This is a genomic window from Streptomyces sp. NPDC001843 (genome assembly GCF_042891955.1).
Lineage (GTDB): Bacteria > Actinomycetota > Actinomycetes > Streptomycetales > Streptomycetaceae > Streptomyces.
Genome location: NZ_JBIATQ010000009.1, coordinates 284,938 through 311,702, shown reverse-complemented (window position 1 = coordinate 311,702; position 26,765 = coordinate 284,938). Strand labels below are relative to the sequence as shown.

The following is a 26,765-nucleotide window of genomic DNA, read 5'->3' as shown; positions in this document are numbered from 1 at the left end:
TCCCGTCTCGTGGTCCGCAGCGCCTGTGCGCAGGAACGTTAACGGGACAAGGTGAGACGAGTCTTAAGAGCGCGCAGGGCGAACCGGGCCGGTCACTCGACGAACAGGCCCCGCGACGCCGCCTTCGCGTCGAACTCCTCCAGCCGGGCCTGCGCGTCCGGCAGGTCGTCGCACATGGCCTCCAGCAGCACCCGCCCCAGCAGCATGGGCGCGCACGCGGTGTCGAAGGCGAGCCCGGTGCCGACGGCGGCCGGCAGCAGCAGGTCGGAGGCCTTGGCGACCGGCGCGAACGCCGAGTCGGCGACGGAGACCACGGTCAGGCCCGCCTCCTGGGCGTAGGCGAGGGTGTCGACGACCTCGCGCGGATGCCGGGGCAACGCGAAGCACAGCAGGGCGGTGGCGCCGGCCCGGACTGCCGCGTCGATGCGGTCGTGGAGCATCGTGCCGCCCTCGTTGAGCAGCCGGACGTCCGGGTGGACCTTGGCGGCGAAGTAGGCGAAGCCGTACGCCTGGGAGGCGGCGGCCCGCAGCCCGAGGACCGGCAGCGGGCGGGAGGCGGCGAGGATCCGTCCGGCGTTGTGCACCGGCCGCGGGTCGCCCAGCAGCTCCGCGAGGTGCCTGAGGTTCTCGATCTCGGCTTCCACGGCCTGCTGGTACTCGTTGTACGACGCCGCGCCGGCCGCGGGCTCGGCGGGCACGACCTCGCGCAGGTGCTTGCGCAGCGCCGGGTAGCCGTCGAAACCGAGGGCCACCGCGAACCGGGTCACGGAGGGCTGGCTGACCCCGGCCAGCTCGGCCAGCTCCACGCTGGACAGGAACGGCACGTCGGCGGCGCGCCGCACCATGCTGTGCGCGATGCGCCGCTGGGTCGGTGTCAGCCGGTGCCCCTCGAAGAGCGCCTGCAAGCGGGCGGCAGGACTGTCGGTCACGTTCATGACGTGCTCCCCCTCCAGATGTCCGTGAACCGGTCGAGCAGTGCGGCCGCGGCCGTCACGTCGTCCGTGAGCGGCCGGTCGGCCTGGTCGTCGTCGAGTACCGACTCGGCCAGTGCCAGCGCGTGTCCGGCCGGGAGGTCCGGGTCCGGCCTGATGCCGCGCTGGCGCAGCGCGCGGACGGCGGCGACGAGTTCGCAGCCGACCACCAGACGGTACGCACCGCAGGCGCGCAGCGTCTGCCGGGCGGCGAGCGAGGCGAAGCTGGCCTGTTCCTCGACGCCCCGGGAGAGTACAGCGTGCCCGAGCGACGCGGGAGCCGAGAACGCCCGCAGGTCGCCGAGGGCGGCCGCGGCGGAGTACTCCAGGATCATCACTCCGGAGGAGGCGGCCTCCTGGTCGGCGAGGAAGGGGCGCAGCCGGGTGTAGGCGGGCTCGTTGAGGGTGGACAGCCGGGACGTGGACAGCCGGGCCACCTGGGTGACCGCCAGCCTGAAGTGGTCCAGTGCCAGGGCCAGTCGGGCCTGGTAGAAGCCGCCGTGGTGGTAGGCGGCCATGTCCTCGGGGCAGATGAGGGGGTTCTCGGCGGCCGCGTTGATCTCCGTCGTGAGCACCTCCTCCAGCAGGTCCGCCGCGTCGTGCGCGGGGCCGTGGATCTGGGGCAGGCAGCGGAAGCCGTAGGGGTCCTGGATACGGCCGAGCGGCGGCGTGGGCCGGTCGGCGGCGCCGATCAGCTCCCGCATCCGGCGCGCCACCTCCGCGCTGCCCCGGTGCGGGCGGGCCGCGTGCACGGGAGCGGCGTAGGCCTCGTGCGAGCCGTCCACGGCCACCAGGGAGAGGGCCGCGACGACCTGGGTGGCGGCGATGAGGCCGCGCAGCTCGTGCAGGGCGAGGGCGGACTGGCCGAGGGTGAGGGCGTTGCTGCTGATCAGGGCCAGGGCGTCGTTGTTGTCGAGGGGCTGCGGCTCGGGCGCGCGGACGGCGGGCGGTGCCGCCGGCCCGTCCGGCCCCCGCCAGGGATGCTCGCCCGCCAGCGCCAGCCCGACCTGCGCCAGGGCCGCGATGTCACCGGTGCCGACGGAGCCGAACTCGTTGACGACCGGGTACGCGCCCGCCTCCAGGGCCTCGCACAGGGCGGTGACGACGCTGGGGCGCAGGCCGGCGCCCCCGGCCAGGAGCTGGTTGGCGCGGACGGCGAGCATCGCCCGTATCTGACGGGCCGGCAGTTCCGCGCCGATGGCGCCGGCGTGACTGCGCAGCAGGCGCAGGCCGTGTCCGGCGGCGGCCTCGGTGGGCACGTCCTCGTTCCGGTTGGCGCCCACGCCGGTGGAGCGGCCGTAGACCCGCCCGGTCGCGGCGATCCTCCGGGCCGCGTCCCAGGACTCCGCCGCCCGCTTCATCGCGTCGGTGCCGGGCACCGGCCGCGCCGCGCCGTCGGCGAGCCGTACGACGTCCAGCACGCCGAGACCGACCCCGTCGAGGACGACGAGTCCGCGATGCCCGGAGGTCTCGACTCCCGGCAAGTCCACGATTCGAGACGACATAAAGCCCAAATCCCCTCCAGCCGGACATTCCATCTTGCCTGCCGGTCATCGTTACGCCGGATTAACGCCGGAGCATTGACAACCTATTCAGACACCAAGAACTCTGCATGACGTTATACAGCCGGGCAAGGGACATCTCATGATCCAGTTCGACGCGGTCCACAAGCGCTTCCCCAACGGCACTACAGCGGTCCACGACCTCACCCTGGAGATGCCGGAGGGCGGAGTGACCGTCCTGGTGGGATCTTCCGGTTGCGGCAAGACGACCACCCTGCGGATGATCAACCGAATGGTGGAGCCGACCTCCGGCACCATCCGGGTCGGCGGCCGGGACGTCACCGAACAGGACGCCGCCGAACTGCGCCGCTCCATCGGCTACGTCATCCAGCAGGCGGGCCTCTTCCCGCACCGCACGGTGCTCGACAACGTCGCCACCGTCCCGCTCCTGCTCGGCTGGAACCGCAGGAAGGCCCGCGCCCGGGCGGCCGAACTCCTTCAGACCGTCGGTCTCGCCGCCGACGCCGGGAAGCGCTACCCGCACCAGCTCTCGGGCGGCCAGCAGCAGCGGGTCGGCGTCGCTCGCGCCCTGGCCGCCGACCCGCCCGTACTGCTCATGGACGAACCCTTCGGCGCCGTCGACCCGGTGGTGCGCACCCAGCTCCAGGACGAGCTCCTGCGTCTGCAGACGGAGCTGAGCAAGACCATCGTCTTCGTCACCCACGACATCGACGAGGCCGTACGGCTGGGCGACCGCATCGCGATCTTCCGCACCGGCGGCCACCTGGTCCAGTGCGCCCCGCCCGCCGAACTGCTCGCCCGCCCCGCCGACGACTTCGTGGCCGACTTCCTCGGCGCCGAGCGCGGCCTGAAGCTGCTGTCCCTCAAGTCCCTCGCCGATGTCCCGCAGGGCCCGGCGCCCGAGGGCGGCACCTGGTCGCTCGTCCTGGACGAGACGCGCAAGCCAACGCACTGGCGTTCGACACATGGCGCCGAGCTTCCCGTACGGCCGCTGCGGGACACCGACTCCCTGCTCTCCGCGCTCAACGAGTCGGTCTCCTCCCCCACCGGCCTGATCGCCCGCGTCGACGCGACCGGCACGCTCACCGGCGTCACGTCCCGCGACGACATCCACGAGCACGCGGGACGGGCCCACACCGAAGTGGGCGTGGCCGCGTGACCGTCGACTGGTCGTGGATAGGCGACCACACCGACGACCTCACCAGCCTCACCCTCTCCCACCTCCAGGCCGCCCTGACCGCCGTGTTCTTCGGCCTGCTGATCTCCCTGCCCCTCGCGGTGATCGCCCACCGGGTCCGCCCCCTGCGCGGCTTCCTGCTCGGCGTCTCGAACATCCTGTTCACGATCCCCTCGATCGCGATCTTCGTACTCCTGCTGCCCGTCAGCGGCCTGACCCGCACCACGACCGTGATCGGCCTGACCGTCTACACCCTGGTCGTCCTGCTCAGGAACACGGTCGAGGGCCTCGAATCGGTCCCCGCGAAGACGAAGGAGGCCGCGAAGGCGATGGGCACGCGCCCGCTGCGCACCCTCCTCACCGTGGAGCTCCCCCTCGCGCTCCCCGTGATCATGGCGGGCGTCCGCATCGCCACCGTCATGTCCATCTCCCTGGTGTCCGTCGCGACCTACATCGGCGACGGCGGCCTCGGCCAACTGTTCACCGACGGCTTCCAGCGCGACTTCCCGACCCCGGTGATCGTGGGCGTGGTCCTCACCATCCTGCTCGCGGTGGTCGCGGACGCGCTGCTGGTGGCCCTCCAGTACGTGCTGACCCCGTGGCGCAGGAGGCGGGCCTGAGATGTACGAGCTGTTCAAGAACCTCGCCGAGTGGCTGACCAGCGGCTCCCAGTGGGCCGGCCCGGACGGCATCGCCCACCGCCTCGCCGAGCACCTCCAGTACTCGCTCCTCGCCACCGCCATCGCCGCCGCGATCGGCCTGCCCCTCGGCCTGCTGATCGGCCACACCGGCAAGGGCGCGTTCATCGCCATCAACCTGGCGTCCTTCGGCCGCGCCCTGCCGACCGTCGGCCTGGTGGTGCTGGTCTTCCTGGCCGGCGGGCTGTCGATGCTGCCGGTGTACGTCGCGCTGGTCGCCCTGGCCGTCCCCGCGATCGTCACCAACACCTACGCCGGGATGACGGCCGTGGACCCGGACGTCCGCGACGCCGCGCGCGGCCAGGGCATGCGCGGCCACCAGGTGCTGTTCCAGGTGGAGCTGCCGCTGGCCCTCCCCCTGATCATGACCGGCCTGCGGCTCGCGCTCATCCAGGTCGTCGCCACGGCCACCATCGCCGCGTACGTCTCCTTCGGCGGCCTCGGCCGCTACGTCTTCGACGGACTCGCCCAGCGCGACCTCGTCCAGGTGCTGGGCGGCGCGGTGCTGGTCGCGGTCGTCGCCGTCGTACTCGACCTGCTGCTGAGCACCCTCCAGCGCTTCCTCTTCCGACACCGCACTGCCTAGGGGCCCCTCGATGAACCGACGTACTCTCCTCGGCGGCCTCTTCGCAGCGGCCTCCGTCCCCGCCCTCTCCTCCTGCGCCGGCGGCATCACCTCCCTGAACGGGGAGAGCGGTTCGACCGCGGGCGGCGGCTCCAGCAAGGGCGGGATCACCATCGGCACCGCCAACTTCACCGAGAACCAGGTGCTCGGCTACCTCTACGCGGCCGTCCTGTCCGCGGCCGGTGTGAAGGTGAAGGTCCGCCCCAACCTCGGCACCCGCGAGATCGTGATCCCCGCGCTCAAGGCCGGCGACATCGACCTGCTCCCCGAGTACCAGGGCGCCCTGCTCAACTACCTCGCCCCGAAGGACGATTCGGCGGATCCGGGCACCATGCAGAACGCGCTCACCCTGGCACTGCCCGCCGGCCTCCAGGTGCTGCCGTACGGGGAGGCGGCCGACTCCGACTGCTTCGTCGTCACCCGGGCGACCGCCCGGAAGTACGGCCTGGCCTCACTCGCCGACCTGGCGAAGCAGAACGGCAAGCTGGTCATCGGCGCCGCGCCCGAGGTGAAGAAGCGCCGGGTGGGCGCGGTCGGGCTGAAGGACGTGTACGGCGTGGAGTTCAAGGAGTTCAAGTCCCTCGACTCCGACGGCCCGCTGGTCAAGGGCGCCCTGAAGAAGGGCGACGTGGACGTGGCGAACCTGTTCACCACCGACACCGACATCGCCGCCAACGGCTGGGTGGTGCTGGCCGACCCCAAGAACCTGATCCCGAGCCAGCACATCGTCCCGCTCATCGCCGACCGCAAGGCCGACTCCGTCGTCCGCAAGGCCCTCGCCCGCCTCGGCAACACCCTCACCACCGCCCAGCTCACCCAGCTCAACAGCCAGGTCGACAACGACAAGAAGGACCCGGAGGACGTGGCGAACGCCTACGCGAAGCAGCACGGGCTCATCAAGTGACCGTCCGGGAACAGGGGGGCTAACCCCAGTGCGGCGGGCGTCCCCGCTGCCTAGCTTGGTCCCATGACCGCTATGGAGGCGCGGGACGCCGATCTGAAGAAGGAACTCAACGCCACCCTGCAGGCGCGCAGGGAGCTGGGTGAGGAGTACGAGTCCGCGCTGGTGGAGTCGTTCCTGGAGAAGGTCGACCAGCGCATCGACGGCGCGGTGGAGCGCCGCGTGCGCCGGCAGCTGGCCGAGCAGCAGCTGCAGGTCGCCCGGGGCAGCCGCGAGCCGAAGAACGGCGACTCCTGGGGCGAGCGCTTCGGCTTCGGCATCGTCTCGCTGGTGCTGGCGATTCCGCTGTCCGCGATCGGCGGCGGCATCGCACACCTGCCCGGCCTGCTGGCCGCCTGGGCGGGCATCGTGGGGGTCAACGTGGTCCAGGCGGCCCGCGCCAACCCCGGCCTGTTCGGCCACCGGCGCCACACCTCCTCCCAGGGCTCCGACTGGGAGGAATGACAGGGTGGCCCCTCACGCCTGCCGGGTCGGCAGCACCATGATCTGCCGCAGGTTCACGTGCCGGGGGCGGCTGGTCGCGTAGGCGATGACGTCCGCGACCTCCTCGGACGTCAGTGCGCCCATCGCCTCCAGCATGCCGTCCAGCTGTCCGGACAGCTCCGCGCTGTCCACGTGCGTCGCGAGCTCGGTCTGCGTCAGCCCCGGCTCGATGTTGGTGACGCGCACGTCACGCGGCCCGAACTCGGTGCGCAGCGACTGGGAGAGATAGGTGACGGCGGCCTTGGTCGCCCCGTACACCGCGTAGGTGGGGAAGGGGATGTGGGCTCCGATGGAGCTGATGTTCACCAGGTCCGCGGTACGGCCCTCGGCGGCGGCCCCCACCAGGTCGGCGGTGAACGCGCGGATCATCCGCAGCACGCCGGTCACGTTGGTGTCGAGCATCCGCTGCCACTCGTCGATACGGCCGTCGTCGACCGGGTTCGGCAGCATGACGCCGGCGTTGTTGACGACCAGGTCGACGGGCCCGTAGGCCTTCTGGATCCGCTCCTTGGCGGCCCGCACGGACGCGTCGTCGGTGACGTCGGCGACGACGGCGAGCGCCTGCCCGCCGTCGGCCCTGATCTTGGCGGCGATCTCCTCCAGCCGCTCCCCGCGCCGGGCGAGCAGCGCAACCCGCGCGCCCCGCGCCGCGAGCAGCACGGCGACGGCCTCGCCGATTCCGCTGGCGGCGCCGGTGACGACGGCGGTGCGACCGGAAAGGTTCTCGTACGACATGGGTGGCTCCCTGGGTTCGCGGCCGGGGCGTCTCCCCGGCGGCACTCACCACCCTGCGCCGTCGTCGCGGCCGTACCCAGGGATGCGCTTTTCCTGGGTCTGCCAGTACCAGGTTCCGGGCCGGCCGTTCCCCTACGATCGAACCCATGGACGGGGACCTCGGAGATTTCCTGCGCTCACGCCGCGCCCGCATCCAGCCCGAGGAGGTGGGGCTGGCCACGCACGGCAGGCGCCGCGTCCCGGGCCTGCGCCGCGAGGAGGTGGCGCAGCTCGCGGGGGTGAGCGTCGACTACTACATCCGGCTGGAGCAGGGGCGGGGGCCTGGGGGCCCCTCCCGGACGAAGTCTGGGGGAGTCTCCGACGCGGTGCTCGACGCGGTCGCCCGGGTACTCCGGCTGGACGAGACGGAGCACGAGTACCTGCGCACGGTGGCGCGGCCCGCGCGGCAGAAGCAGAGCAAGCGCCCGCCCGCGCCCCGCGTGCGCCCCGGCGTGCAACTGCTGCTGGACGGCATGGAGCGCAGCCCGGCCTTCGTCCTCGGCCGCCGTATGGACGTACTGGCCTGGAACGCCCTCGGGGACGCGGTGAACGGCTTCGGCCGTATGGCCCCGGGCGACCGGAACATGCCCCGGCAGGTCTTCCTCGACCCCGCGGCCCGGGACCTCTACCCGGAGTGGTCCGCGGTGGCCGCCCAGACGGTGGCCTATCTGCGGCTGGCCGCGGGGACGTACGCCGACGACCCCGCGCTGTGCGCCCTGGTCGGCGAACTGTCCCTGAAGAGCGAGGACTTCCGCCGACTGTGGGCCGACCACCAGGTCGCGGAGTGCGCGTACGGCGTGAAGAGGATCCGGCATCCGGTGGCGGGCGTGCTCACCCTCCCGTACGAGACCCTGACCGTGCCGTCGGAGCCGGAGCAGACGATCGTGGTGTACACACCGGAGCCGGGTTCGGAAACGGCCGAACGCCTCGCGCTGCTGGGCAGTTGGGAATCCGCGCACGCTTGCTGAGAAGCACATGCGCGGGGACCGCCGCACCCCCGTGACCGGGGGGCGGGACGACGGCGGTCCCCGCGAGGGACGCGGGCCGGGTCAGGGCCGGGCTTGCGCGTCCGTGGCGTCCATGGAGGTCCGGGAGCCGCTCCGGTAGTCCTTGGCGCCGCTGGGCGCCGGCCTGGGCGGGGAGCCGCTCCCGCCCTGCCGACACCCACCAATGTGCCGTACATGTGTTAAGCGGGTGCTGCGCGCACGTGACGCGCTCGTACCACTTCCGCGAAGTCCACCGCTGGGACAGGAGACCGCAACTACCGCACGGCTACCTGCCGTTCACCGGCCGTTCGCCAGGACCTGTCCGGCGGATCAGGTCCCGCTCCTGCGGCATGATCCGCCGGACAGGCCCTAGTGTTTCCCGCCCTTGGCGAGGAAGGCCAGCAGGTCCTGCCGGCTGACCACGCCGGTCGGCTTGCCCTCGACGAGGACGATCGCCGCGTCCGCCGAACCGAGCACGGACATCAGGTCCGCGACCGGCTCGCCGGAGCCGACCTGGGGCAGCGGGGCCGACATGTGCTTCTCCAGCGGGTCCTCCAGCGAGGCCCGCTTGCTGAACAGCGCGTCGAGCAGCTCGCGTTCGACGACCGAGCCGACGACCTCGGCGGCCATCACGTCCGGGTGACCGGCGCCCGGCTTGACCACCGGCATCTGCGAGACGCCGTACTCGCGCAGCACCTCGATGGCCTGGCCGACGGTCTCGTCCGGGTGCATGTGGACCAGGGACGGGATGATGCCGCCCGCCTTGTCCTGCAGGACGTCGGCGACGCGGGCGCTGGGGCCCTCGTCCTCGAGGAAGCCGTAGTCGGCCATCCACTCGTCGTTGAAGATCTTGCTGAGGTAGCCGCGCCCGCTGTCGGGGAGCAGGACCACGACGACGTCGTCCGGGCCGAGCCGCTCGGCGACCTTCAGCGCCGCGACCACCGCCATGCCGCAGGAGCCGCCGACCAGCAGGCCCTCCTCCTTGGCCAGCCGCCGGGTCATCTGGAAGGAGTCCTTGTCGGACACGGCGACGATCTCGTCCGCGACCGTCCGGTCGTAGGCGGTCGGCCAGAAGTCCTCACCGACGCCCTCGACGAGGTAGGGCCGCCCGGAGCCGCCGGAGTAGACCGAGCCCTCGGGGTCGGCGCCGATCACCTGGACCTTGCCGTCGCTGGCGTCCTTCAGGTAGCGGCCGGTGCCGGAGATGGTGCCGCCGGTGCCGACACCGGCGACGAAGTGGGTGATCTTCCCCTCCGTCTGCTCCCACAGCTCGGGGCCGGTCGAGTGATAGTGCGACAGCGGGTTGTTGGGGTTGGAGTACTGGTCGGGCTTCCAGGCGCCGGGCGTCTCACGCACCAGCCGGTCGGACACGTTGTAGTACGAGTCCGGGTGCTCGGGGGCCACGGCGGTCGGGCACACGACCACCTCGGCGCCGTACGCCCGCAGCACGTTGATCTTGTCGGTGCTCACCTTGTCGGGGCACACGAAGATGCACTTGTACCCCTTCTGCTGGGCCACGATGGCCAGGCCCACGCCGGTGTTGCCGCTGGTCGGCTCGACGATGGTGCCGCCAGGCTTGAGCTCCCCGCTCTGCTCGGCGGCCTCGATCATGCGCAGGGCGATGCGGTCCTTCACGGAACCACCCGGGTTGAAGTACTCAACCTTGGCCAGGACGGTCGCCTGGATCCCCTTGGTCACACTGTTGAGCCTCAGCAGCGGGGTGTTGCCGACGAGGCTGATCATCGAGTCGTGGAATCGCACCGTTGTCTCCGGTTGCTTGCAAAAAAGGTGGTCGTGATTGGTGCCGCCAGCCTACGGCCCCCGTCGGCGCCGCGGTGGGCGTTCACTGACCGTTGAGATTGGAGTACGGGCCGTACGGGGCAAGGAGTGGGTGAACGGTAAGAGGAGGTGGCGGCGAGGCATGACGAGCATGTCAAGGGCGAGAGTTGCCCGGCGGATCGCGGCCGGCGCGGCATACGGGGGCGGCGGGGTCGGGCTGGTCGGCGCGGCCACCGTGGGGGTGATCCTGGCCGAGGTCCGGCTGGCCAGGCGGCACGTGGGCAACGGCGTGCGCGGGCGGGTGCCCGTGGCCGACGGTGTGTACGGCTGCTCCTACGAGACCCCCGGCGAACCGCCCCTCCGGCTGGCCATGCTGGGCGACTCCACGGCCGCGGGCCAGGGTGTGCACCGCTCGGGGCAGACACCGGGCGCGCTGCTGGCGTCGGGGCTGGCGGCGGTGGCGGAACGCCCGGTGGAGCTGCGCAACGTCGCCCAGACCGGCGCCCGGTCGGACGACCTGGACCGCCAGGTCGGCCTGGTCCTCGCCGATCCCTCCGCCGTGCCCGACATCTGCGTGATCATGGTCGGGGCGAACGACGTGACGAACCGGATGCCCCCGACCCGCTCGGTCCGTCACCTGTCGGCCGCGGTACGCCGGCTGCGCACGGCGGGTGCCGAGGTGGTGGTCGGGACCTGCCCGGATCTGGGCACCATCGAGCCGGTGCAGCAGCCGCTGCGCTGGCTGGCCCGCCGCGCCTCCCGGCAGCTGGCGGCGGCCCAGACGATCGGGGTGGTGGAGCAGGGCGGGCGCACGGTGTCGCTGGGCGACCTGCTGGGCCCCGAATTCGCCGCGAACCCGCGTGAGCTGTTCGGCCCCGACAACTACCATCCCTCCGCCGAGGGCTACGCCACGGCGGCGATGGCGGTCCTGCCGACCGTCTGCGCCGCCCTGGGGCTGTGGCCGGCGGACGAGGAGCGCCCGGACGTCTCGCGGCGCGAGGGCTTCCTGCCGGTGGCCCGCGCGGCGGCGGAGGCGGCGGACGAGGCCGGTACGGAGGTCACCGCGGCGATGCCGACCGGACCCCGGGGGCCGTGGGCCCTGCTCAAGCGCCGCAGGAGGCGGCGGGTGGCCGAGCCGGAGCCGAGCTCCGAACCGGCCCCGACGACCCGCCTGACGTGACAAAGCAAGCGCTTAGAAAGTGCGGTCAGAGTCACACCCGGTTACCCGTGACCTGAGCCATACGTACGGGTAACTTCCGAGGGAGCCGACCAGATCCCCGTAGCCCGCGAGCGCTACGCGCTGCCTTTTGAACTGGAGCCGTGATGCCCGAAGCAGTCATCGTCTCGACCGCCCGCTCCCCGATCGGCCGCGCCGGCAAGGGCTCCCTCAAGGACCTGCGCCCGGACGACCTGACCGCCACGATCATTCAGGCCGCGCTGGCAAAGGTCCCCGAGCTGGACCCGAAGGACATCGACGACCTGATGCTCGGCTGCGGTCTGCCGGGCGGCGAGCAGGGCCACAACCTCGGCCGGATCGTGGCCGTGCAGATGGGCATGGACCACCTGCCGGGCTGCACGGTCACCCGCTACTGTTCCTCGTCGCTCCAGACCAGCCGCATGGCGCTGCACGCCATCAAGGCCGGTGAGGGCGACGTCTTCGTCTCGGCCGGTGTGGAGATGGTCTCCCGCTACGCCAACGGCACCTCCGACATGCCGGGCACGCACAACCCGCTGTTCGCCGAGGCCGAGGCCCGCACCGCCGCCGTCGCGGAGCAGGAGGGCACCACCTGGCACGACCCGCGCGAGGACGGTCTGCTGCCGGACGCCTACATCTCCATGGGCCAGACCGCCGAGAACCTCGCCCGCTGGAAGGGCGTGACCCGTCAGGAGATGGACGAGTTCGGCGTACGCTCGCAGAACCTCGCCGAGGAGGCCATCAAGAACGGCTTCTGGGAGCGGGAGATCACCCCGGTGACCCTGCCGGACGGCACCGTGGTCAGCAAGGACGACGGCCCGCGCGCCGGCGTCACCCTGGAGGGCGTGCAGGGCCTCAAGCCGGTCTTCCGTCCGGACGGCCTGGTCACCGCCGGCAACTGCTGCCCGCTCAACGACGGTGCCGCCGCGCTCGTCATCATGTCCGACACCAAGGCCCGCGAGCTGGGCCTGACCCCGCTCGCCCGCATCGTGTCGACCGGTGTCTCCGGCCTGTCCCCCGAGATCATGGGCCTCGGCCCGGTCGAGGCCAGCAAGCAGGCCCTCCAGCGGGCCGGTCTGACCATCGACGACATCGACCTGGTCGAGATCAACGAGGCCTTCGCCGCCCAGGTGATTCCCTCGTACCGCGAGCTCGGCATCGACCTCGACAAGCTGAACGTCAACGGCGGTGCCATCGCCGTCGGCCACCCCTTCGGCATGACCGGCGCCCGGATCACCGGCACGCTCATCAACTCGCTGCAGTGGCACGACAAGCAGTTCGGCCTCGAGACGATGTGCGTCGGCGGCGGCCAGGGCATGGCGATGGTCATCGAGCGCCTGAGCTGAGACCCGGCGGGCGCCGCGCGGTGACCGCCGCGGGACCCAACGTGACCCAATGGCCCGGCGTTCGAGAAAACCTCGAACGCCGGGCCGGTTTGTGATCCAATCTCCCCCAGGATGTGACCTATCTCCTGCAGGAGGTATCCAGCCAGGTCAGAGCGGCCAACACAGGAAAACCCGGGCAGAGAACTGTCCGTTTCGTGACGTTACGCACTGACAGCTGGTTAGTCCGCCCTTCAAGCTGATGTAGGAAATCGGGGGTCGACTTTTAACCGGGAGTACGTCAGTGAGCGCCATGCCGATCGCCCTGCTGGTCACCACGGCCGCCACCGGCGCCGTGGGCGTCGCCGTCCTGCGCGCACTGCTGGGCTTGCGTCGGCAGCTCGCGGCCCTGCACCAGCAGCTCGCCGAGAACCGGTCCGCCGCGACGCGCGCCCTGCTGCCCGCCGCCCGCACCGCGGCCGACACCGACGAGATACGCGCGGCCGTGGCCGCTGCGCTCGCCGAGGAGCGGGAGCGCGAGCTGGCCGAGGCGCGGGCGTTCTGGGCCGCGCAGGAGGCCCGTGAGACCCCGGACGCGCCCACCCTGCTCGGTCTCCCCGACAGCGAGCTGTTCCTGCCCCGCCCGTCCGACTTCGCGGGCCTGGAGCCGGTGGCGGAGCCCGGCGTGGACACCGACGAGTTCGCCGGGGAGTCCCCGGAGCTGGCCGCGGCCCGCCGCCGCCATCCCTCCCACCCCGACTTCGTCCCCGTGCAGTCGCCCGCCGTGAACGACCATGAGCGCACGGTCACCATCCTCGAACAGCTCGCCGATTCCCGCGTCGAACTCACCGACGTGCGCCCGGGGCCCCTCGGCACCCTCGACGTCTACGTCTTCGCCGACGGCACGACCCTGTGCATGACCCCCGGCCACCGCGAAACGGCGGAGCGCCTGGCGGCGGCCCTGCGGGCGGGTGAGAAGCCGTACCTGATGGGCGGCTCGGGCATCTCGGGCGCCTACACGCTGACGTTCGCGTGCGGCGAGGAGAGCGTCTACATCCTGGCGGACCGCGTCATCGCGTCCCAGTAGCGGAGCGCCCCGGCGAAAGGGGCGAACCTCGCGGCGATCGCGGCAAGAGGGGCGACGCTCAGACCCCCGCCCGCTTCTGCGCCTCGGCTACCAGCCGCACCGCCTCCTCGACCTCGGTGTCACTGGACAGCAGGAGCGCCAAGTCGTGTGCGGCGACGGTGATCTGGTCGGCGGCCGCGAACATCCCCGCGTCCGGCATCTGCCTCGGCTCGAGATCGGGGCACTCGATTCGCTGGGCCCGCACCGCCAGGTCCCTGGCCAACTGCAGTGCCTCGGCGGCAGCGCTTCGTTGCAGTCGGGACTGCGGCGCCGCCCGCAACCGGTCGGCGAAATGTTCCACGGCACGGGTCAGGGGCGTCGTATCAACCACGCGGTGAGCGTAACGCGTCCCATCGGGACTGTTGCCAATACGCCAACGCTAGGGCACGGTGACCTGAAGGACCGGCTTACATCCCCTTTGCGTTCGGAGGCGCCGATGTCCCAACTGTTCTCCGAGGAGACCCACCGCAACCTGCTCGCCCGCATCCCCCACTGCACCGGTCGTGAAGTATCCGACTGGCTTCGCGCCGTAGAAGAAGGTCCCGCTCTCTTCCGCTTCGAGGAAAAGGTCAGCTGGCTCCGGCACGAGCACAACCTCGCGTACGGCCACGCCAAGGCGATCGTCCATGAGTACGACCTGAGGAGGGCCGCGCGCAAACTCCTCTAGTCGCGCATCACGCCGTACCCAGACGGCGAGACGGCGAAGGGCCCCGGGAAAACCCGGGGCCCTTCTCGCAGCCGTTGTCCCGCTACCGCCGGGCGGTGGCTAGTCGTTGCTGCTGAAGATCGCCGCGAGCCGCAGCATCTCCACGTAGATCCACACCAGGGTCATGGTGAGGCCGAACGCGGCCAGCCAGGCCTCCTGGCGCGGGGCGCCGTAGGCGATGCCGTCCTCGATCTGCTTGAAGTCGAGGGTCAGGAAGAACGCGCCGATGATCACCGCGAGGATGCCCACGGCCGCGCCCAGCGGACCGAAGCTGCGCAGACCGCCGTCGCTCGCGACGCCGAACGCGACCAGCAGCAGGTTGACCGCCATGACCAGCACGAACGCCATGGCGATGGCCAGACCGATGCGGGCGTACCGGGCGGTGACGCGGATCCAGCCCGCCTTGTAGACCAGCAGGGTGGCGGCCGAGACCGCCATGGTGCCGAGCACCGCCTGGAACGGGGCGCCGCTCCACTGGCTGTTGTACATCTCGCTGATCACGCCGAGGAACACGCCCTCGAAGGCGGCGTATCCCAGGATCAGCGCGGGCACCGGGGTGCGCTTGAAGCTCTGGACGAGGGCCAGGACCATCGCGACCAGCGCGGACCCGATCGCCAGGCCGTAGCTGCCGGCCGAGACGGGAAGCAGGGCCCAGGCGAGGACCGCGCCGACGGCGACGGTGCCGAGCGTCATGGCCGAGCGCATGACGACGTCGTCCATCGTCATCCGGCCGGTGGCGACCGGTGCCTGCGGCGGAGCGCCGAGCTGCTGGTCCTGCTGGGCGTACGGGTTGGTCGCGTAGGGGTTCTGCGCGTAAGGGTTGCCCTGCGCGTACGGGTTGCCCTGTGCGTACCCGGCCTGCGGCGCGGTGTTGAAGCCCGCGTAGCCGTTGTCGCGGCTGAACCCCCGTCGCGAGAAGACCGGGTTACTGCTCCTCATTTCACTCCTCCATGGCCACCCTTCGTGGCCTTGGCTCAAGAGTAATGGATTGGCAAAGGAATGCCCCTCGTACTTGAGGAGGATCTTTCCCTGCCCGTGCTGGCCAACACGCTACGCGGATGCGTGATTCCCGGCCACGGAGGGATCCATTCCTCACCGAACCGGTACACGGCCGGAACCGGACAGGGATGACGGCGTCCGTCATCGGCCGTCGATCGCCGGCCGCCGGCCTCCGTCAGTCGAACGCGAACCCCGTGTACGCCTCGGCCAGGTCGGTCTCCGCGGCCCGGGAGGAGGCGATCCGCTCCAGGCGGGCGAGCTGCAGGCGGTCCTCGAACACCGTGGTGTCGGGGGCGCGGTGCAGCAGGGTCGTCATGTCGTAGGAGAACCGCTCGGCCTGCCACACCCGGCGCAGACAGGTCTCGGAGTACAAGTCGAGCAGCTCCGCCGAACCGGTCTCCCGCCGGTGGGTCAGCGCCCGCGCGAAGGTGACGACGTCACCGACGGCGAGATTCAGTCCCTTCGCACCGGTCGGCGGCACGATGTGGGCGGCGTCCCCGGCGAGGAAGAGACGGCCGTGCCGCATGGGTTCGTGGACGAAGGAACGCATCGGGGTCACCGACTTCTGGGTGATGGGCCCGCGCTCCAGCCGCCAGTCGTCGGCGGTCTCGAACCGGCGCTCCAGTTCGTCCCAGATCTCACCGTCGGCCCAGGTCTCCGCCTCGGTTCCGGCGGGCACCTGCAGGTAGAGGCGGGAGACGGACGGGGAGCGCATGGACAGCAGGGCGAAGCCGCGGTCGTGGCGGGCGTAGACCAGTTCGTCGTGCGAGGGGGCGACGTCGGCGAGGATGCCGAGCCACCCGAAGGGGTACGTGCGTTCGAAGACTTGGGAGAGTGCGGCGGGAACGGCCTTCCTGGACACCCCCCAGAAGCCGTCGCAGCCGACGACGTACTCGCACTCCAGCACGTCCTCACGCCCCGCGTGCCGGAAGGGGACGCGGGGCCGGTCGGTGTCCACGTCCTCGACGGCCAGGGCCTCCGCCTCGAACAACAGCGGGCCGCCCTCCTTCAACTGGAGGGCGATGAGGTCCTTGCAGACCTCGGTCTGGGCGTAGACCGTCACGGACCGGCCGCCGGTGAGCGCCGGGAAGTCCACGCGGTGGCGCCGCTTGGCGAACCGCAGCTCGATCCCGTCGTGCCGCAGCCCCTCCCGGTCCATGCGCTCCCCCGCGCCGGCCGACCGCAGCACGTCCACCGTGCCCTGCTCCAGGATCCCGGCGCGCTGCCGGTGCTCGACGTACGCGCGGTCACGGCTCTCCAGGACGACCGCGTCGATGCCCGCGGTGTGCAGCAGCCGCGCGAGAAGAAGCCCGGCGGGGCCTGCTCCGATGATGCCGACGGTGGTGCGCATCGGTCGTTCCCTTCGGTCGGTGCGCGGTCTCGCGCCGTCTGCGTTCGCCTGGTGAAACTTCCTTCACTGTTCGCTTGAGTTTCCGCCCGGCCTGCGGTGATGTCAATGGCCGTACGCGTACAGCCGTCCGCCGGGCCGGCGAACAACGCGCGGGCCCGGCGGAGGGTGGGGGGCGACGGCGGCTCGGGTCAGTGGCCGGGCCAGCCGTCGAGGTGGCGGTGCACGGTCACGTCGGGCTGCGTGTCACCCTTCGGTGCCTGTGCCACCGCGTCGTGGAGGACACCGGTGACCTCAGCGGCGAGGCCGTCGACCTTCGACTTGAGCTCGGCGGCCGGGAGCGTGGACCGCGTCAGCTCGTCCAGCCGGCGGTGGATGTCGGCGAGCTGTCCGCGGGCGGTGTCGTCCAGGGCGAGCGGGGTCGGCGTGGAGACGACGAACTGGTAGGCGCCGGCCAGTGTCTGACAGCCCGTGCACTTCTTGTTCGCCGCGTCGCTGAGGTTCACGGCGTTCAGCCTGGCGTGCTCCCCGGCGACCGTGACGATCTGGAAGGACAGCGCCACCGAACGGCAGTGGGCGTCGGCCGAGCAGCCCGCCGAGACCGCGTTCGCCTGGTTGCGCACGGCGGTGGCGTCCACCTTGCCGAACTGGCGGATGGTGAAGGAGTCCTTCGTCTGCGTGTGGTGCGCCCGGTCGGCGTGGCTGAACACGTGGTCCGAGGCGAAGGCCATGTGCGTCTGCGGCGCGGCCGTCGCGGCCTGGGCCGGCACGGCGGTCGCCACACCGGCGATACCGGCGGCGAAGAGCCCTATGCGGACGGCCCGCTGGGTGAGGTGGCTGGTGGTGGAGCGTGGCTTTCGATGGCTGTTCATGGGATCTCCAGCGATGGATCGGACACGTACGGATGGCTGCCGCCGCAGGTGGGCGATCGGCTGCCGAGGCCGGGGCATGGTGGGTGGGGGCCACCGCAGGTGGGCGGTGGCCGGCCACCACCGGCCCCCGCATGGCCGCCACGGGCTCCGGCGGCGACTGCCGCGAACACGAGCTTCGCGGCTGCGACAGGCCTGCGGCTCGCGGCCGGCACGGCCGGGACACCGAGGGTGGCTGCCACCGCAGGTGGGCGGTGGCCTGCCACCACCGACGCCGCCCGGCTGCCGCGGGCGCTGTCGGCGGCTGCCCTCACGAGGGCACGGTTCGCGGCTGCCGCCGCAGGTGGGCGGTCGGCTGCCGTGACCGGCCGGAGTGGCGAGGTGACTGCCGCCGCCGGCGTTCAACGGGTCGTCAGGACGTCGCCGGCGCGGGCGAGTCGGAGACCGGTGGTGCGGAGGGGCTGTCCGTCGGGGTCGCCGGGACGCTCTCGGACGGGGTGGGCGTGGGATCGACCGCCGGCCCGCCGCCGGTCCCGCCGGAGGTGGTGGGCGGCACGGGATCCCGGGTGGGCGGGACGCTCGGCGCCCCCGCCTTCGGCGAGTGCGCCGTCCGGCTCGGCTTCGCCGAGGCGGAGGCCGAAGCCGACGTGGACGCGCTCTGCGAGGCCGAGGCCGAGGCCGACGGACCCGCCCCCGGCCGCGCCGATCCGGTGCCCGCCACCCCCGACGGCGACGAGGCGCCCCCGCCCGACGGGGCGTACGAGGTGCCGTCGTCCGGCGTGGACGCCTCCCGCGGCTCCGGATCCCGCGTGGAGACCCCCGGCTGCAGAATCGGCGCGATCGGCGGCTTCTTCGGCAGCGGCTGCGGCGTCACCCCGGACACCCAGGCGTAGCTGAGCCCCGCCAGCCCGGCCAGGGCCAGCGCGCACAGCACCACCCGCAGCCGCGGCCGGCCGTCGGTGGAGCGTTTCGCCGCCCGCAGGATCCGGCCGCCCATCTTCACCGACAGGTAGACGACTCCGGCCATGGGGCACAGCAGCATCACGCAGCCGATGACCCCGACCAGACCCTCGACGATCTGCCCGTGCACGAAGGCCGACCCGGTGCCGAGGAGCTGCTCGGTCAGCGACCGGGTCATCGTGGCGACGATCCGGGGCAGGTTCCACAGGGCGTACCCGAGTTCGCCGACGATCAGCGGCACCATCGTCAGCACCCAGGTGGCCACGATGGTCCGGGCGGACTTCTTCAGCCCGGCGACCTCCTCGCGGGCCGCGCGTCCCTTCGCTCCCGGGACCAGGCTCAGCAGGATCGGTTTGATCTTGCCGTACAGGTCCGGCACGCCGGCGAGGTCGCCCAGGATGTAGTAGCCGTCCAGCCGGACGGCCGGCATCAACTGCTCCAGGATCTCGAAGTGCCCGAGATAGACCGTGGCCAGCAGGAACTGCGCTCCGGTGGCGAAGTACAGCCCCGCCATGGCCAGCATGAAGACGATGTTGAAGTACACCCCGCCCAGGTCGGTGCGCAGCCGGCCGCCGCGCCCGATCCGGTAGACGTCGGTGACGTCGGTGTACATCGACGGCCAGATGAGGAACAGCCCGCAGCCGATGCAGCCGGGTCTGGCACCGCCGTATCTGCAGGCCGACGCGTGACCGAACTCGTGGAAGACGAGGGAGGCCACGGTGAGCACGAAGACGACGAGGATCAGCACCGGCTGGTCGAGAACCTCCAGGACCGGCTCGATCGCCCCGAAGAACCCGAACAGCCAGACGTCCATGGCCACGGCCGACAGCAGTACGAACGCGACCGCGGCCGGCCGGTGCAGCCAGGCCAGCGCCCGGGCGATCTTCGCGGTGCGCCGCTCGTTGAAGATGACCCGGTGCCCCTTGAGGGCGAGCAGCAGATCGGAGCGCGGAGCCTCGACCTCGTCGTCCTCCTGGCCCTCGGGAACCGTCAGCCCGAGCGGCTCGAGCTTCTTCTCGACCAGGTAGCGGATGTTGTCACCGCTGACCTCCTTGCCGTACCGGGCGCTGACCCGGTGGGCGATGGCCTCGACGTCCCGCTCGCCGTCCACGGACGACGCGACGAGGTACAGCAGCCGCGACAACTGCACGACCTGCCCGTCCCCCCGACGGGCGATGTACTTGGGGTCGGTGAAGCCCGATCCCTGGTACTCACCGTGCAGTTGCAGCCCCGCGCTCAGTCTCGGCACCAGCGGTGGCGGCTCGACGACCGGCAGGCTGCCCGTCGCCACCTGCTCGTAGGTCACCGGCCAGCCGCCGGGGCCGGGGACCGGTCCTGTGTCGTGAAGCGCCGCGGTCCCGTCTCCGAGCACCGTCATCCGTGATCTCCCCCCACGTGCTCACCGCTCCCCCCCATCCGGCTGACGGGGGCGGACCGCGCCACCTCGCGGTCCGCCCCCGTCAGGCCGTCGTCGCGGCGCCGCCGCTTACTGCGTGACGTTGATCGTCTGGGCGGCCGAGGACTCGGCGGCCGACCACGCCGAGTGGTCGTTGAGCGCGGCCGACTCGTTGTGCGCGTTGATGTTCGCGACGTGCTTGGTGACGTTCACGGTCTTGCCGAAGCTGAACTTCAGGCGACCCAGGGCCTCACGGCCCGGCAGCAGCTCCGCGGACTCGGTGTCGAGCTCGTGCATGTCCATGCTCATGATGGATGTCCTTTCGGGTGTTTCCGACGTTTCAGGTGTTTCGGTGTTGCAGATGCTCAGCTACTCAGCCGCCCAGCCGCTCAGCCGGGCGTACGTGTCACTGGGCGACGTTGATGGCCTGCGCGGCACCGGAGTCGGCCGCGGACCACAGCGAGTGGTCGTTCACGGCGGCGGACTGGTTGGCGGCGTGGATGTTCGCGACGTGCTTGGTGACGTTCACGGTCTTGCCGAAGCTGAACTTCAGGCGACCCAGGGCCTCGCGGCCCGGCAGCAGCTCCGCGGACTCGGCCTCGAGCTCGTGGGCGTCCATCATGATCGATTCCCCCTCAGGGATAGACATTTCCGGTCGGACGAAGTCAGGTTCCCCCCGGACTCTGTCCAACGTGGTCGGACGTGCTGTCCAACGAGATTGGACACTACGGGGTCGAGGACCCTCCGCGCAACCCGTTCGGGTAATCACCCTTTCGGCCGCACCCGCCCCCGACCGTAGAATCGGCCCCGACATGGACAGCCAGGCCCCAAGCCGAGCGGCGAGCAGGAAGTGACCGTCAGTGGCCAACGCACTGCAGCAGTTGATCCGGGAACGCCTCGACCGCAAGAGCTGGTCCTACGGTGACGTGGCGCGCCGCGGCGGCATCCCCCGCTCCACCGTCCACCACCTGGCCACCGCCGACCGCGTCGTGCGCATGCCCCAGGCGGCCACCCTGGAGGGCCTGGCCAAGGGGCTGGAGCTCCCCCTGGACACCGTGCGGCGCGCCGCCGCCGAGGCCTGCGGCATCCACGTCTACGGCGCCCCGTCCGCCACGGCCGCCGACGCCGGGGCCGCTCCCGCCACCGACCCCGAGGTGGACCTGCTCATCGCGAGTGTGCAGAAGCTGTCCTCGGACGACCGCCGCCACGTCGCCGCCCTGGTGGAGTCCCTGCTGGACCGCTCCGCGCGGGAGAACTGACCGCGGCCCCGGCCGGCCCGGCCGCGCCCTGAAACGCGAACGGTCGCTCTGTCACCAAGTCGGTTAAAGAATCCGACACCGCCCGAAACCGCCGAGAACCCCCGCTAGTCTCTCGTCCTGCCCGACAGCCTCTCGTCCTGCCGACGCGCGAGAGCCGCACGACCACGGGCTCTCAGGGGGGAATGTGTTGTTCGTGCATGGCGGACCGACCACGGCAGTGGTCCGGGGACCCGCCGGTGAATCGGTCGTCCTGCTGTCCGGAGACCTGCCCGAGGTACTCACCGTGGAGGCGGTCGACGGCCTGCTGGACCTGGCCGCCGCCATCCTGGACACGGAAGAACTCGCCCTGTTCCGCACCTGCCTGGAAACCCTCCGCCGCAACGGCATGCGCGCGGGCCGGCGGATCGAGGTGGGGGGCGCCGTGCTGACCGTTTACGAAGGCTGAATCCTTCTGCAGGGGCCCGCGGAGTTCTCGTCTCGGGGGGAGACGACTCAGCAAGCCAGGGATTACGCCAACTAAGCCGCACCGGCTGCCCGTTGTGCGGTAAACCGGTGTGGAACGTACTGGAGTCGCCACAACGGGGGTGTTTAGTCATGGCACGCGTGGTCGTCGTCCACGGCATCGGGCAGGAGTTCCTCGGACCCGAGTCGATGGGACTCGAGGTCGGACCCGCACTCCGGGACGGGCTGCGGCTCGCGGGTGGGCCCCATCTGCGGCCGGAGGATGTGGCGTGCGCGTTTTACGGGAACCTGTACTTCGAGGCAGGAACCCGCTCCCTCGACCTGCCTCCATGGGACGAGACGGACGTGGAGGACGGCCTCGAAGCCGAGCTGCTCGAGGCCTGGTGGGAGCAGGCCGCTCAAGTCGAGCCGGAGATCCTCGGGCCTGACGCGACCGGTACCCGCGGGGCAGTCGGTTTCGGTGCGTCCCGGCTGCTGCTCTCCGAGCGGGTACGCGCCGCTCTCGACGCCCTCAGCGCGTCCCGGTTCTTCGCCAAGGTGTCCGACCGGCTTCTCATCTTCGCTCTGAAGCAGGTACGTCGCTATATGACCGACCCGGAGTTGAGGAGCGAGGCACAGACGCGTATCGCCGAGGAGATCACCGACGAGACCCGGGTGCTGGTGGCCCACTCGCTCGGCTCCGTGGTGGCGTACGAAGCGCTGTGTGCCCATCCCGACTGGCCGGTCACCGATTTCGTCACGCTGGGGTCGCCGCTGGGCATGCGCAGCGTGGTCTTCGACCGACTGCAGCCCCGGCCCACGGATGGGACCGGCGCTTGGCCCGGCTCAGTCGCGCGGTGGACGAACGTGGCCGACCGCGGGGACATCGTGGCCCTTGCCGACCATCTGGCGCCCCGATTCGGGGGCCGGGTCCAGGACGTCTCGATCAGCAACGGCATGCGTATGCACGACCTGCTGCGCTACCTGACCGCGACCAGCACGGGCAGGGCCGTCGCACGCGGTCTGGAGGGCTGAGTACATGGCAGCACAAGGCCGCAGGTTCCTGATCGCGGTGGGCGTCGGGAGGTACGCGGACCCGGGGATCGATGACCTGCCGGGCGTGCCCCAGGACGTCGCACGGGTGAGGGAACTGCTGGAGCCGATGGACTACACCGTGGTTCTGCCCGAACTGGCGGCCGACCCCGGCAAGGACCTGGTGGAGCACATCGAGGACTGGTCGCTGCAGGCGGACCTGGGGCCGCAGGACGTGGTGGTGGTCTATTTCGCCGGCCACGGCGTGAAGGCGGCCGACCGGCACTACCTGCTCTGCGCGGGCAGCAAGGCAGGGCGTTACACGTCGGCGTTGGCCAGCGAGGACCTGTGCCGTCCGCTGATGACAAGTCCGGTCGGCCATCTCCTGGTCGTCCTCGACACCTGCTACGCCGGAGCGGGCACCGAGGACATCGCCAAACTGGCCGCCGAACTGGCGGCGTCCCAGCGAGGTGCGGCGGGGCGCTGGATGATGGCGGCGGCCCGGGGGAAGGAACGGGCCCGCGAGAACGCCTTCGTGGATGCCCTGGCCCATGTCCTGCAGCAGCCGCAGGCGGGAGCCCGTCCGGAGTACCTGGGCGTCCGGGAGATCACGGAGCGCGTCAACGAGTACTTCCGGACTCGGCACCCCGCACAACATGCCCGCCACTCCACCATCGATAGTGACGGCCACGCCCCGTTCTTCCGCAACCGAGCCCACATCCCGGGCCTGCCGACCGACGACCTGGACGTCGACACACTGACCCGTCTGCGCAAGCAGACCCGCGGCCACTTCGAAGCGCGCGGCCGGGGCGTGGAGCACACCAGCGATCGGGGCGACTACTTCACGGGCCGAACCACCGCGCTCACCGCTCTGGCGTCGTGGCTCGCTGCGCCACAGCATGACCGCAAGGCACGCGTGATCACCGGTGACCCCGGATCGGGGAAGTCGGCCCTGCTCGGCCGCTTCCTGATGCTCAGCGACGCCGACCACCCGGCACGTGCCAACTCTCCCGAGCGGCTCCTGCCACCAGCGGGACTGGCAGTCGTACGGCTCCACGCCCGGCGTGCCGTCCTCGACGATCTGGCCGCCGATCTGGCCGCCGCGCTCGCTCTGCCCAAGGGCAGCGACCAGGAGGAGCTCCTGGACTCGCTGGGTGAGCGCGCCCAGCCGGTCGTCGTGGTCATCGACGCCCTCGACGAAGCGGGCACGGCAGGTGACACGGCCGAGGGCAACCGCATCGCCCGTGAGTTCCTGCAGCCGTTGAGCACGCTTCCCTCAGTACGCCTCATCGTCGGCACCCGCCGCCCGCTGATCCCGGCCGTGGGCCGCGCGGTGGTGACGCTGGACCTGGACGAGCCCGAGCACATCACCCACCAGGACGTGGTCGACTACGCCCGGGCGCTCCTCCTCGACGCCCAGGACCCGGCCAGCTGCTCCCCGTACAAGGGGCTCCCTGACGAAGCGGACAGGGTCGCCCGAGGGATCGCGTCCAGGGCGGAGAAGTCGTTCCTAGTCACACGAATGACAGCACGAGCCCTGGTACACGGCCAGATCACAGTCGACACCACCCGCCCCGGCTGGGAGAAGGAACTCCCCAGCGACGCTGGACAGGCCTTCGCCGCCTACCTGGCTCGGTTCGGTCCCGACCGGCCGAAGGTGGAGCGGCTCCTGCGTCCGCTGGCCTACGCCCAGGGCGTCGGGCTTCCCTGGTCGACCCTGTGGGGACCGGTGGCCGAGGCCCTGTCCGGCATACCCTGCTCCCAGGACGACCTGTACTGGCTTCACGAGCACGCCGGGGCCTATGTGGTCGAGACCTCGACGCCGGCCGGCTCGGCCTTTCGTCTCTTCCACGAGACCATGGCCGAGCACCTGCGCGAACGGGATGACGACCTCACCGCGCACCGGGCCATCACTTCGGCCCTCCTGGCGCAGGTTACCCACGATCCGATCACCGGACGCCGGGACTGGCCCGCCGCTCACCCCTATCTGCGTGACCATCTCGCCACACACGCCGCGGCAGGCCGCTGTCTCGATGAACTCCTCCACGACGTCGAGTTCCTCGTCCACGCCACGCCCGCGCACCTGCTCCATGCACTGCACGCCACCACCTCCGACGAGTGCCGTCTTCGCTGCGCCATCTATCGGGCCTCAGCAGACGTCCATTCCTCGGCCGGACCACAGCAGCGCCGAGACATCCTCGCCGTCGACGCCGCCCGGTACGGGGAAAAGGACCTGGTCCGGGAACTGTCGCAGGGGCGCACTTGGCGCCCTCGCTGGGCGACGGGGTCCCTGGTGCATCCCGCCTTCCACAGCGCCCTCAGCGGCCACCACGGAGTGCACGCTGTCGCCTGCACCACGATTTCTGACCGACCCCATGCCGTCACCGCCGGCAACGACAAGGTCATCCATGTCTGGGACCTCACCGACGGCACCCAACGCGCCACTCTCACCGGCCACACCAGCAGTATCAACGCCATCGCCTGCACCACCATCGAAGGCCGACCCCACGCCATCACCATCGGCCACGAGCAGGTCGCTCGCGTCTGGGACCTCACAGACGGCACCCAACGCGCCACCCTCACCGGCCACACCAGCACCATCAACGCCATCGCCTGCACCACCATCGAAGGCCGACCCCACGCCATCACCGCCGGCGCCGACGACGTCGCTCGCGTCTGGGACCTCACAGACGGCACCCAACGCGCCACCCTCACCGGCTGGATCAGCGCGATTGCCTGCACCACCATCGACGGCCGACCCCACGCCATCACCGCTTACTACGACAGTGCCGTTAGCGTCTGGGACCTCACCGACGGCACCCAACGCGCCGTCCTCACCGGCTACACCAACTGGATCAACGCCATCGTCTGCACCACCATCGACGGCCGACCCCACGCCATCACCATCGGCCACGAGCAGGTCGCTCGCGTCTGGGACCTCACAGACGGCACCCAACGCGCCACCCTCACCGGCCACACCGACACCATCAACGCCATCGCCTGCACCACCATCGACGAACGGCCCCACGCCATCACCGCCGGCGACGACGAAGTCGCTCGCGTCTGGGACCTCACCGACGGCACCCAACGCGCCGTCCTCACCGGTCACACCAACGCCATCAATGCCATCGCGTGCACCACCATCGACGAACGGCCCCACGCCATCACCGCCGGCGACGACGAAGTCGCTCGCGTCTGGGACCTCACGGATAGCACAACACGCGCCAATCTCCCAGGCCACACCGACTGGGTCCAAGCGGTCGCTTGGACTCCCATGAAAAACCGGCCATACGTCGTCACGGTAGGCGGCGACGAGGTTGCTCGCGTCTGGGACCTCACCGACGCCACCCAACGCGCCACCCTTACCGGCCACAAAAGCTGGATCGAAGCAGTGGCCTGCGCCACCATCGACGGCCGACCCCACGCCATCACCGCCGGCCACGACAGAGTCGCTCGCGTCTGGGACCTCACCGACGCCACACAACGGACCACCCTCACCGGCCACACCGGCACCATCAACGCCATCGCCTGCACCACCATCGACGGCCGACCCCACGCCATCACCGCGGGCGCCGACGACGTCGCTCGTGTCTGGGACCTCACCGACGGCACCCAACGCGCCACCCTCACCGGCCACACCAACACCATCAACGCCATCGCCTGCACCACCATCAATGATCGTCCCCACGCCATCACCGCTGGCCACGATCGAGTCGCCTGCGTCTGGGACCTCATTGACGCCACAAAACGCGCCACCCTCATCGGCCACAAAAGCTGGATCGAAGCAGTGGCCTGCGCCACCATCGACGGCCGACCCCACGCCATCACCGCCGGCCACGACAGAGTCGCTCGCGTCTGGGACCTCACCGACGCCACCCAACGCGCCACCCTCACCGGCCACACCGGCACCATCAACGCCATCGCCTGCACCACCATCGACGGCCGACCCCACGCCATCACCGCCGGCCACGACAGGACTGTTCGCCACTGGGATCTTGGAGTCCACCGGCTCGTGGAGACCATCGCCTTGCCTCTGCCCATCGATGCGATAGCCGTATGCGGCGACGACATCGTCATCGGCATGCGCAACGAAGTCGTGGTCATGACCAAGTGCCGGTGACTGGGCGTCAGGTCC

The 26,765-nt window shown here is 70.9% G+C and carries 25 protein-coding genes; 14 read left to right on the top strand and 11 right to left on the bottom strand.

Translation table 11 applies throughout. The features are described from left to right. Positions 1-92: 92 nt before the first annotated feature. On the bottom strand, positions 93-935 hold the full coding sequence (locus tag ACFYZQ_RS24010) for a MurR/RpiR family transcriptional regulator (RefSeq protein WP_389151168.1): 843 nt from the start codon (positions 933-935) through the stop codon (positions 93-95). Then, on the bottom strand, positions 932-2,476 hold the full coding sequence (locus ACFYZQ_RS24005) for an aromatic amino acid ammonia-lyase (protein WP_389151165.1): 1,545 nt from the start codon (positions 2,474-2,476) through the stop codon (positions 932-934). Before ACFYZQ_RS24005 ends, ACFYZQ_RS24010 begins: the two co-directional genes overlap by 4 nt. Positions 2,477-2,615: 139 nt before the next feature. Between ACFYZQ_RS24005 and ACFYZQ_RS24000 the strand changes: the two genes are divergently transcribed. The 5 genes from ACFYZQ_RS24000 (at position 2,616) to ACFYZQ_RS23980 (ending at position 6,399) form a co-directional block, all read left to right on the top strand. Next, the gene (locus tag ACFYZQ_RS24000; protein WP_389151162.1) at positions 2,616-3,653 is read left to right on the top strand and encodes an ABC transporter ATP-binding protein; all 1,038 of its coding nucleotides are present in this window, start codon (positions 2,616-2,618) and stop codon (positions 3,651-3,653) included. Continuing rightward, a complete protein-coding gene (locus tag ACFYZQ_RS23995; RefSeq protein ID WP_389151159.1) occupies positions 3,650-4,291 on the top strand; it encodes an ABC transporter permease in 642 nt (213 codons plus the stop codon). Before ACFYZQ_RS24000 ends, ACFYZQ_RS23995 begins: the two co-directional genes overlap by 4 nt. A gap of 1 nt (position 4,292) precedes the next feature. After that, entirely contained in the window at positions 4,293-4,955 is a 663-nt protein-coding gene (locus ACFYZQ_RS23990; protein ID WP_389151156.1) for an ABC transporter permease, read from the top strand. A gap of 10 nt (positions 4,956-4,965) precedes the next feature. Next, a complete protein-coding gene (locus tag ACFYZQ_RS23985) occupies positions 4,966-5,898 on the top strand; it encodes an ABC transporter substrate-binding protein (RefSeq protein WP_389151153.1) in 933 nt (310 codons plus the stop codon). Between the two features lie 72 nt (positions 5,899-5,970). Next, complete coding sequence (locus ACFYZQ_RS23980; protein ID WP_389151375.1) at positions 5,971-6,399, top strand: hypothetical protein; 429 nt, start codon at positions 5,971-5,973, stop codon at positions 6,397-6,399. A 12-nt stretch (positions 6,400-6,411) separates the two neighbouring features. Here the strand turns inward: ACFYZQ_RS23980 and ACFYZQ_RS23975 are convergent, their stop codons facing one another. Beyond that, on the bottom strand, positions 6,412-7,173 hold the full coding sequence (locus ACFYZQ_RS23975) for an SDR family oxidoreductase (protein WP_389151151.1): 762 nt from the start codon (positions 7,171-7,173) through the stop codon (positions 6,412-6,414). Positions 7,174-7,319: 146 nt separating this feature from the next. Here ACFYZQ_RS23975 and ACFYZQ_RS23970 point away from each other — a divergent pair, with 146 nt between their 5' ends. Continuing rightward, the gene (locus tag ACFYZQ_RS23970) at positions 7,320-8,180 is read left to right on the top strand and encodes a helix-turn-helix transcriptional regulator (RefSeq protein WP_389151149.1); all 861 of its coding nucleotides are present in this window, start codon (positions 7,320-7,322) and stop codon (positions 8,178-8,180) included. 387 nt (positions 8,181-8,567) lie between these two features. Here ACFYZQ_RS23970 and ACFYZQ_RS23965 read toward each other — a convergent pair whose 3' ends face one another. After that, positions 8,568-9,959 (bottom strand): cystathionine beta-synthase, encoded by a 1,392-nt coding sequence (locus ACFYZQ_RS23965; RefSeq protein WP_389151146.1) that lies wholly within the window; start codon positions 9,957-9,959, stop codon positions 8,568-8,570. Positions 9,960-10,119: 160 nt separating this feature from the next. On the opposite strand from ACFYZQ_RS23965, the gene ACFYZQ_RS23960 reads away from it, so the two are divergent. From ACFYZQ_RS23960 to ACFYZQ_RS23950, 3 genes are all read left to right on the top strand, one after another. Continuing rightward, a complete protein-coding gene (locus tag ACFYZQ_RS23960; protein WP_389151143.1) occupies positions 10,120-11,157 on the top strand; it encodes an SGNH/GDSL hydrolase family protein in 1,038 nt (345 codons plus the stop codon). Between the two features lie 143 nt (positions 11,158-11,300). Further along, positions 11,301-12,518, top strand: coding sequence for an acetyl-CoA C-acetyltransferase (locus ACFYZQ_RS23955; protein ID WP_389151140.1), 1,218 nt, complete (start codon positions 11,301-11,303; stop codon positions 12,516-12,518). Positions 12,519-12,798: 280 nt separating this feature from the next. Next, complete coding sequence (locus ACFYZQ_RS23950; RefSeq protein WP_389151137.1) at positions 12,799-13,581, top strand: hypothetical protein; 783 nt, start codon at positions 12,799-12,801, stop codon at positions 13,579-13,581. 58 nt (positions 13,582-13,639) lie between these two features. Here ACFYZQ_RS23950 and ACFYZQ_RS23945 read toward each other — a convergent pair whose 3' ends face one another. Then, entirely contained in the window at positions 13,640-13,951 is a 312-nt protein-coding gene (locus ACFYZQ_RS23945) for a hypothetical protein (RefSeq protein WP_389151134.1), read from the bottom strand. A gap of 105 nt (positions 13,952-14,056) precedes the next feature. Between ACFYZQ_RS23945 and ACFYZQ_RS23940 the strand changes: the two genes are divergently transcribed. After that, the gene (locus ACFYZQ_RS23940) at positions 14,057-14,287 is read left to right on the top strand and encodes a DUF4287 domain-containing protein (protein ID WP_388803168.1); all 231 of its coding nucleotides are present in this window, start codon (positions 14,057-14,059) and stop codon (positions 14,285-14,287) included. A 99-nt stretch (positions 14,288-14,386) separates the two neighbouring features. Here ACFYZQ_RS23940 and ACFYZQ_RS23935 read toward each other — a convergent pair whose 3' ends face one another. From ACFYZQ_RS23935 to ACFYZQ_RS23910, 6 genes are all read right to left on the bottom strand, one after another. Beyond that, complete coding sequence (locus ACFYZQ_RS23935; protein WP_389151131.1) at positions 14,387-15,265, bottom strand: Bax inhibitor-1/YccA family protein; 879 nt, start codon at positions 15,263-15,265, stop codon at positions 14,387-14,389. 235 nt (positions 15,266-15,500) lie between these two features. Then, positions 15,501-16,676, bottom strand: coding sequence for a 4-hydroxybenzoate 3-monooxygenase (locus ACFYZQ_RS23930; RefSeq protein ID WP_389151128.1), 1,176 nt, complete (start codon positions 16,674-16,676; stop codon positions 15,501-15,503). 188 nt (positions 16,677-16,864) lie between these two features. Then, positions 16,865-17,545: a hypothetical protein gene (locus ACFYZQ_RS23925; RefSeq protein WP_389151125.1), complete on the bottom strand. Its 681-nt coding sequence runs from the start codon at positions 17,543-17,545 to the stop codon at positions 16,865-16,867. Positions 17,546-17,954: 409 nt separating this feature from the next. Next, a complete protein-coding gene (locus ACFYZQ_RS23920) occupies positions 17,955-19,880 on the bottom strand; it encodes a hypothetical protein (RefSeq protein WP_389151122.1) in 1,926 nt (641 codons plus the stop codon). 108 nt (positions 19,881-19,988) lie between these two features. Continuing rightward, positions 19,989-20,207: a hypothetical protein gene (locus tag ACFYZQ_RS23915; protein ID WP_388803153.1), complete on the bottom strand. Its 219-nt coding sequence runs from the start codon at positions 20,205-20,207 to the stop codon at positions 19,989-19,991. A gap of 97 nt (positions 20,208-20,304) precedes the next feature. Continuing rightward, complete coding sequence (locus tag ACFYZQ_RS23910; RefSeq protein ID WP_388803150.1) at positions 20,305-20,520, bottom strand: hypothetical protein; 216 nt, start codon at positions 20,518-20,520, stop codon at positions 20,305-20,307. Between the two features lie 238 nt (positions 20,521-20,758). Between ACFYZQ_RS23910 and ACFYZQ_RS23905 the strand changes: the two genes are divergently transcribed. The 4 genes from ACFYZQ_RS23905 (at position 20,759) to ACFYZQ_RS23890 (ending at position 26,750) form a co-directional block, all read left to right on the top strand. Then, positions 20,759-21,157 carry a helix-turn-helix domain-containing protein gene (locus ACFYZQ_RS23905; protein ID WP_389151119.1) on the top strand — a complete coding sequence of 133 codons (399 nt, stop codon included), beginning with the start codon at positions 20,759-20,761 and terminating at the stop codon, positions 21,155-21,157. Between the two features lie 193 nt (positions 21,158-21,350). Next, positions 21,351-21,602 carry a hypothetical protein gene (locus ACFYZQ_RS23900; protein WP_389151117.1) on the top strand — a complete coding sequence of 84 codons (252 nt, stop codon included), beginning with the start codon at positions 21,351-21,353 and terminating at the stop codon, positions 21,600-21,602. A 149-nt stretch (positions 21,603-21,751) separates the two neighbouring features. Continuing rightward, positions 21,752-22,633 (top strand): antibiotic ABC transporter ATP-binding protein, encoded by an 882-nt coding sequence (locus tag ACFYZQ_RS23895; RefSeq protein ID WP_389151114.1) that lies wholly within the window; start codon positions 21,752-21,754, stop codon positions 22,631-22,633. Positions 22,634-22,637: 4 nt separating this feature from the next. Then, positions 22,638-26,750 (top strand): caspase family protein, encoded by a 4,113-nt coding sequence (locus tag ACFYZQ_RS23890; RefSeq protein WP_389151111.1) that lies wholly within the window; start codon positions 22,638-22,640, stop codon positions 26,748-26,750. The last annotated feature ends 15 nt before the right edge of the window (positions 26,751-26,765 follow it).

What these genes read in the sequence shown, in the direction of transcription:
- ACFYZQ_RS23985 (WP_389151153.1), top strand. Translation starts at nt 4,966, where the DNA reads ATGAACCGACGTACTCTCCTCGGCGGCCTCTTCGCAGCGGCCTCCGTC.
- ACFYZQ_RS23920 (WP_389151122.1), bottom strand. Translation starts at nt 19,880, where the DNA reads ATGACGGTGCTCGGAGACGGGACCGCGGCGCTTCACGACACAGGACCG.
- ACFYZQ_RS23895 (WP_389151114.1), top strand. Translation starts at nt 21,752, where the DNA reads ATGGCACGCGTGGTCGTCGTCCACGGCATCGGGCAGGAGTTCCTCGGA.
- ACFYZQ_RS23970 (WP_389151149.1), top strand. Translation starts at nt 7,320, where the DNA reads ATGGACGGGGACCTCGGAGATTTCCTGCGCTCACGCCGCGCCCGCATC.
- ACFYZQ_RS23925 (WP_389151125.1), bottom strand. Translation starts at nt 17,545, where the DNA reads ATGAACAGCCATCGAAAGCCACGCTCCACCACCAGCCACCTCACCCAG.
- ACFYZQ_RS23990 (WP_389151156.1), top strand. Translation starts at nt 4,293, where the DNA reads ATGTACGAGCTGTTCAAGAACCTCGCCGAGTGGCTGACCAGCGGCTCC.
- ACFYZQ_RS24010 (WP_389151168.1), bottom strand. Translation starts at nt 935, where the DNA reads ATGAACGTGACCGACAGTCCTGCCGCCCGCTTGCAGGCGCTCTTCGAG.
- ACFYZQ_RS23910 (WP_388803150.1), bottom strand. Translation starts at nt 20,520, where the DNA reads ATGATGGACGCCCACGAGCTCGAGGCCGAGTCCGCGGAGCTGCTGCCG.
- ACFYZQ_RS23930 (WP_389151128.1), bottom strand. Translation starts at nt 16,676, where the DNA reads ATGCGCACCACCGTCGGCATCATCGGAGCAGGCCCCGCCGGGCTTCTT.
- ACFYZQ_RS23940 (WP_388803168.1), top strand. Translation starts at nt 14,057, where the DNA reads ATGTCCCAACTGTTCTCCGAGGAGACCCACCGCAACCTGCTCGCCCGC.
- ACFYZQ_RS24000 (WP_389151162.1), top strand. Translation starts at nt 2,616, where the DNA reads ATGATCCAGTTCGACGCGGTCCACAAGCGCTTCCCCAACGGCACTACA.
- ACFYZQ_RS23975 (WP_389151151.1), bottom strand. Translation starts at nt 7,173, where the DNA reads ATGTCGTACGAGAACCTTTCCGGTCGCACCGCCGTCGTCACCGGCGCC.
- ACFYZQ_RS23935 (WP_389151131.1), bottom strand. Translation starts at nt 15,265, where the DNA reads ATGAGGAGCAGTAACCCGGTCTTCTCGCGACGGGGGTTCAGCCGCGAC.
- ACFYZQ_RS23955 (WP_389151140.1), top strand. Translation starts at nt 11,301, where the DNA reads ATGCCCGAAGCAGTCATCGTCTCGACCGCCCGCTCCCCGATCGGCCGC.
- ACFYZQ_RS23915 (WP_388803153.1), bottom strand. Translation starts at nt 20,207, where the DNA reads ATGAGCATGGACATGCACGAGCTCGACACCGAGTCCGCGGAGCTGCTG.
- ACFYZQ_RS24005 (WP_389151165.1), bottom strand. Translation starts at nt 2,476, where the DNA reads ATGTCGTCTCGAATCGTGGACTTGCCGGGAGTCGAGACCTCCGGGCAT.
- ACFYZQ_RS23980 (WP_389151375.1), top strand. Translation starts at nt 5,971, where the DNA reads ATGGAGGCGCGGGACGCCGATCTGAAGAAGGAACTCAACGCCACCCTG.
- ACFYZQ_RS23890 (WP_389151111.1), top strand. Translation starts at nt 22,638, where the DNA reads ATGGCAGCACAAGGCCGCAGGTTCCTGATCGCGGTGGGCGTCGGGAGG.
- ACFYZQ_RS23960 (WP_389151143.1), top strand. Translation starts at nt 10,120, where the DNA reads ATGACGAGCATGTCAAGGGCGAGAGTTGCCCGGCGGATCGCGGCCGGC.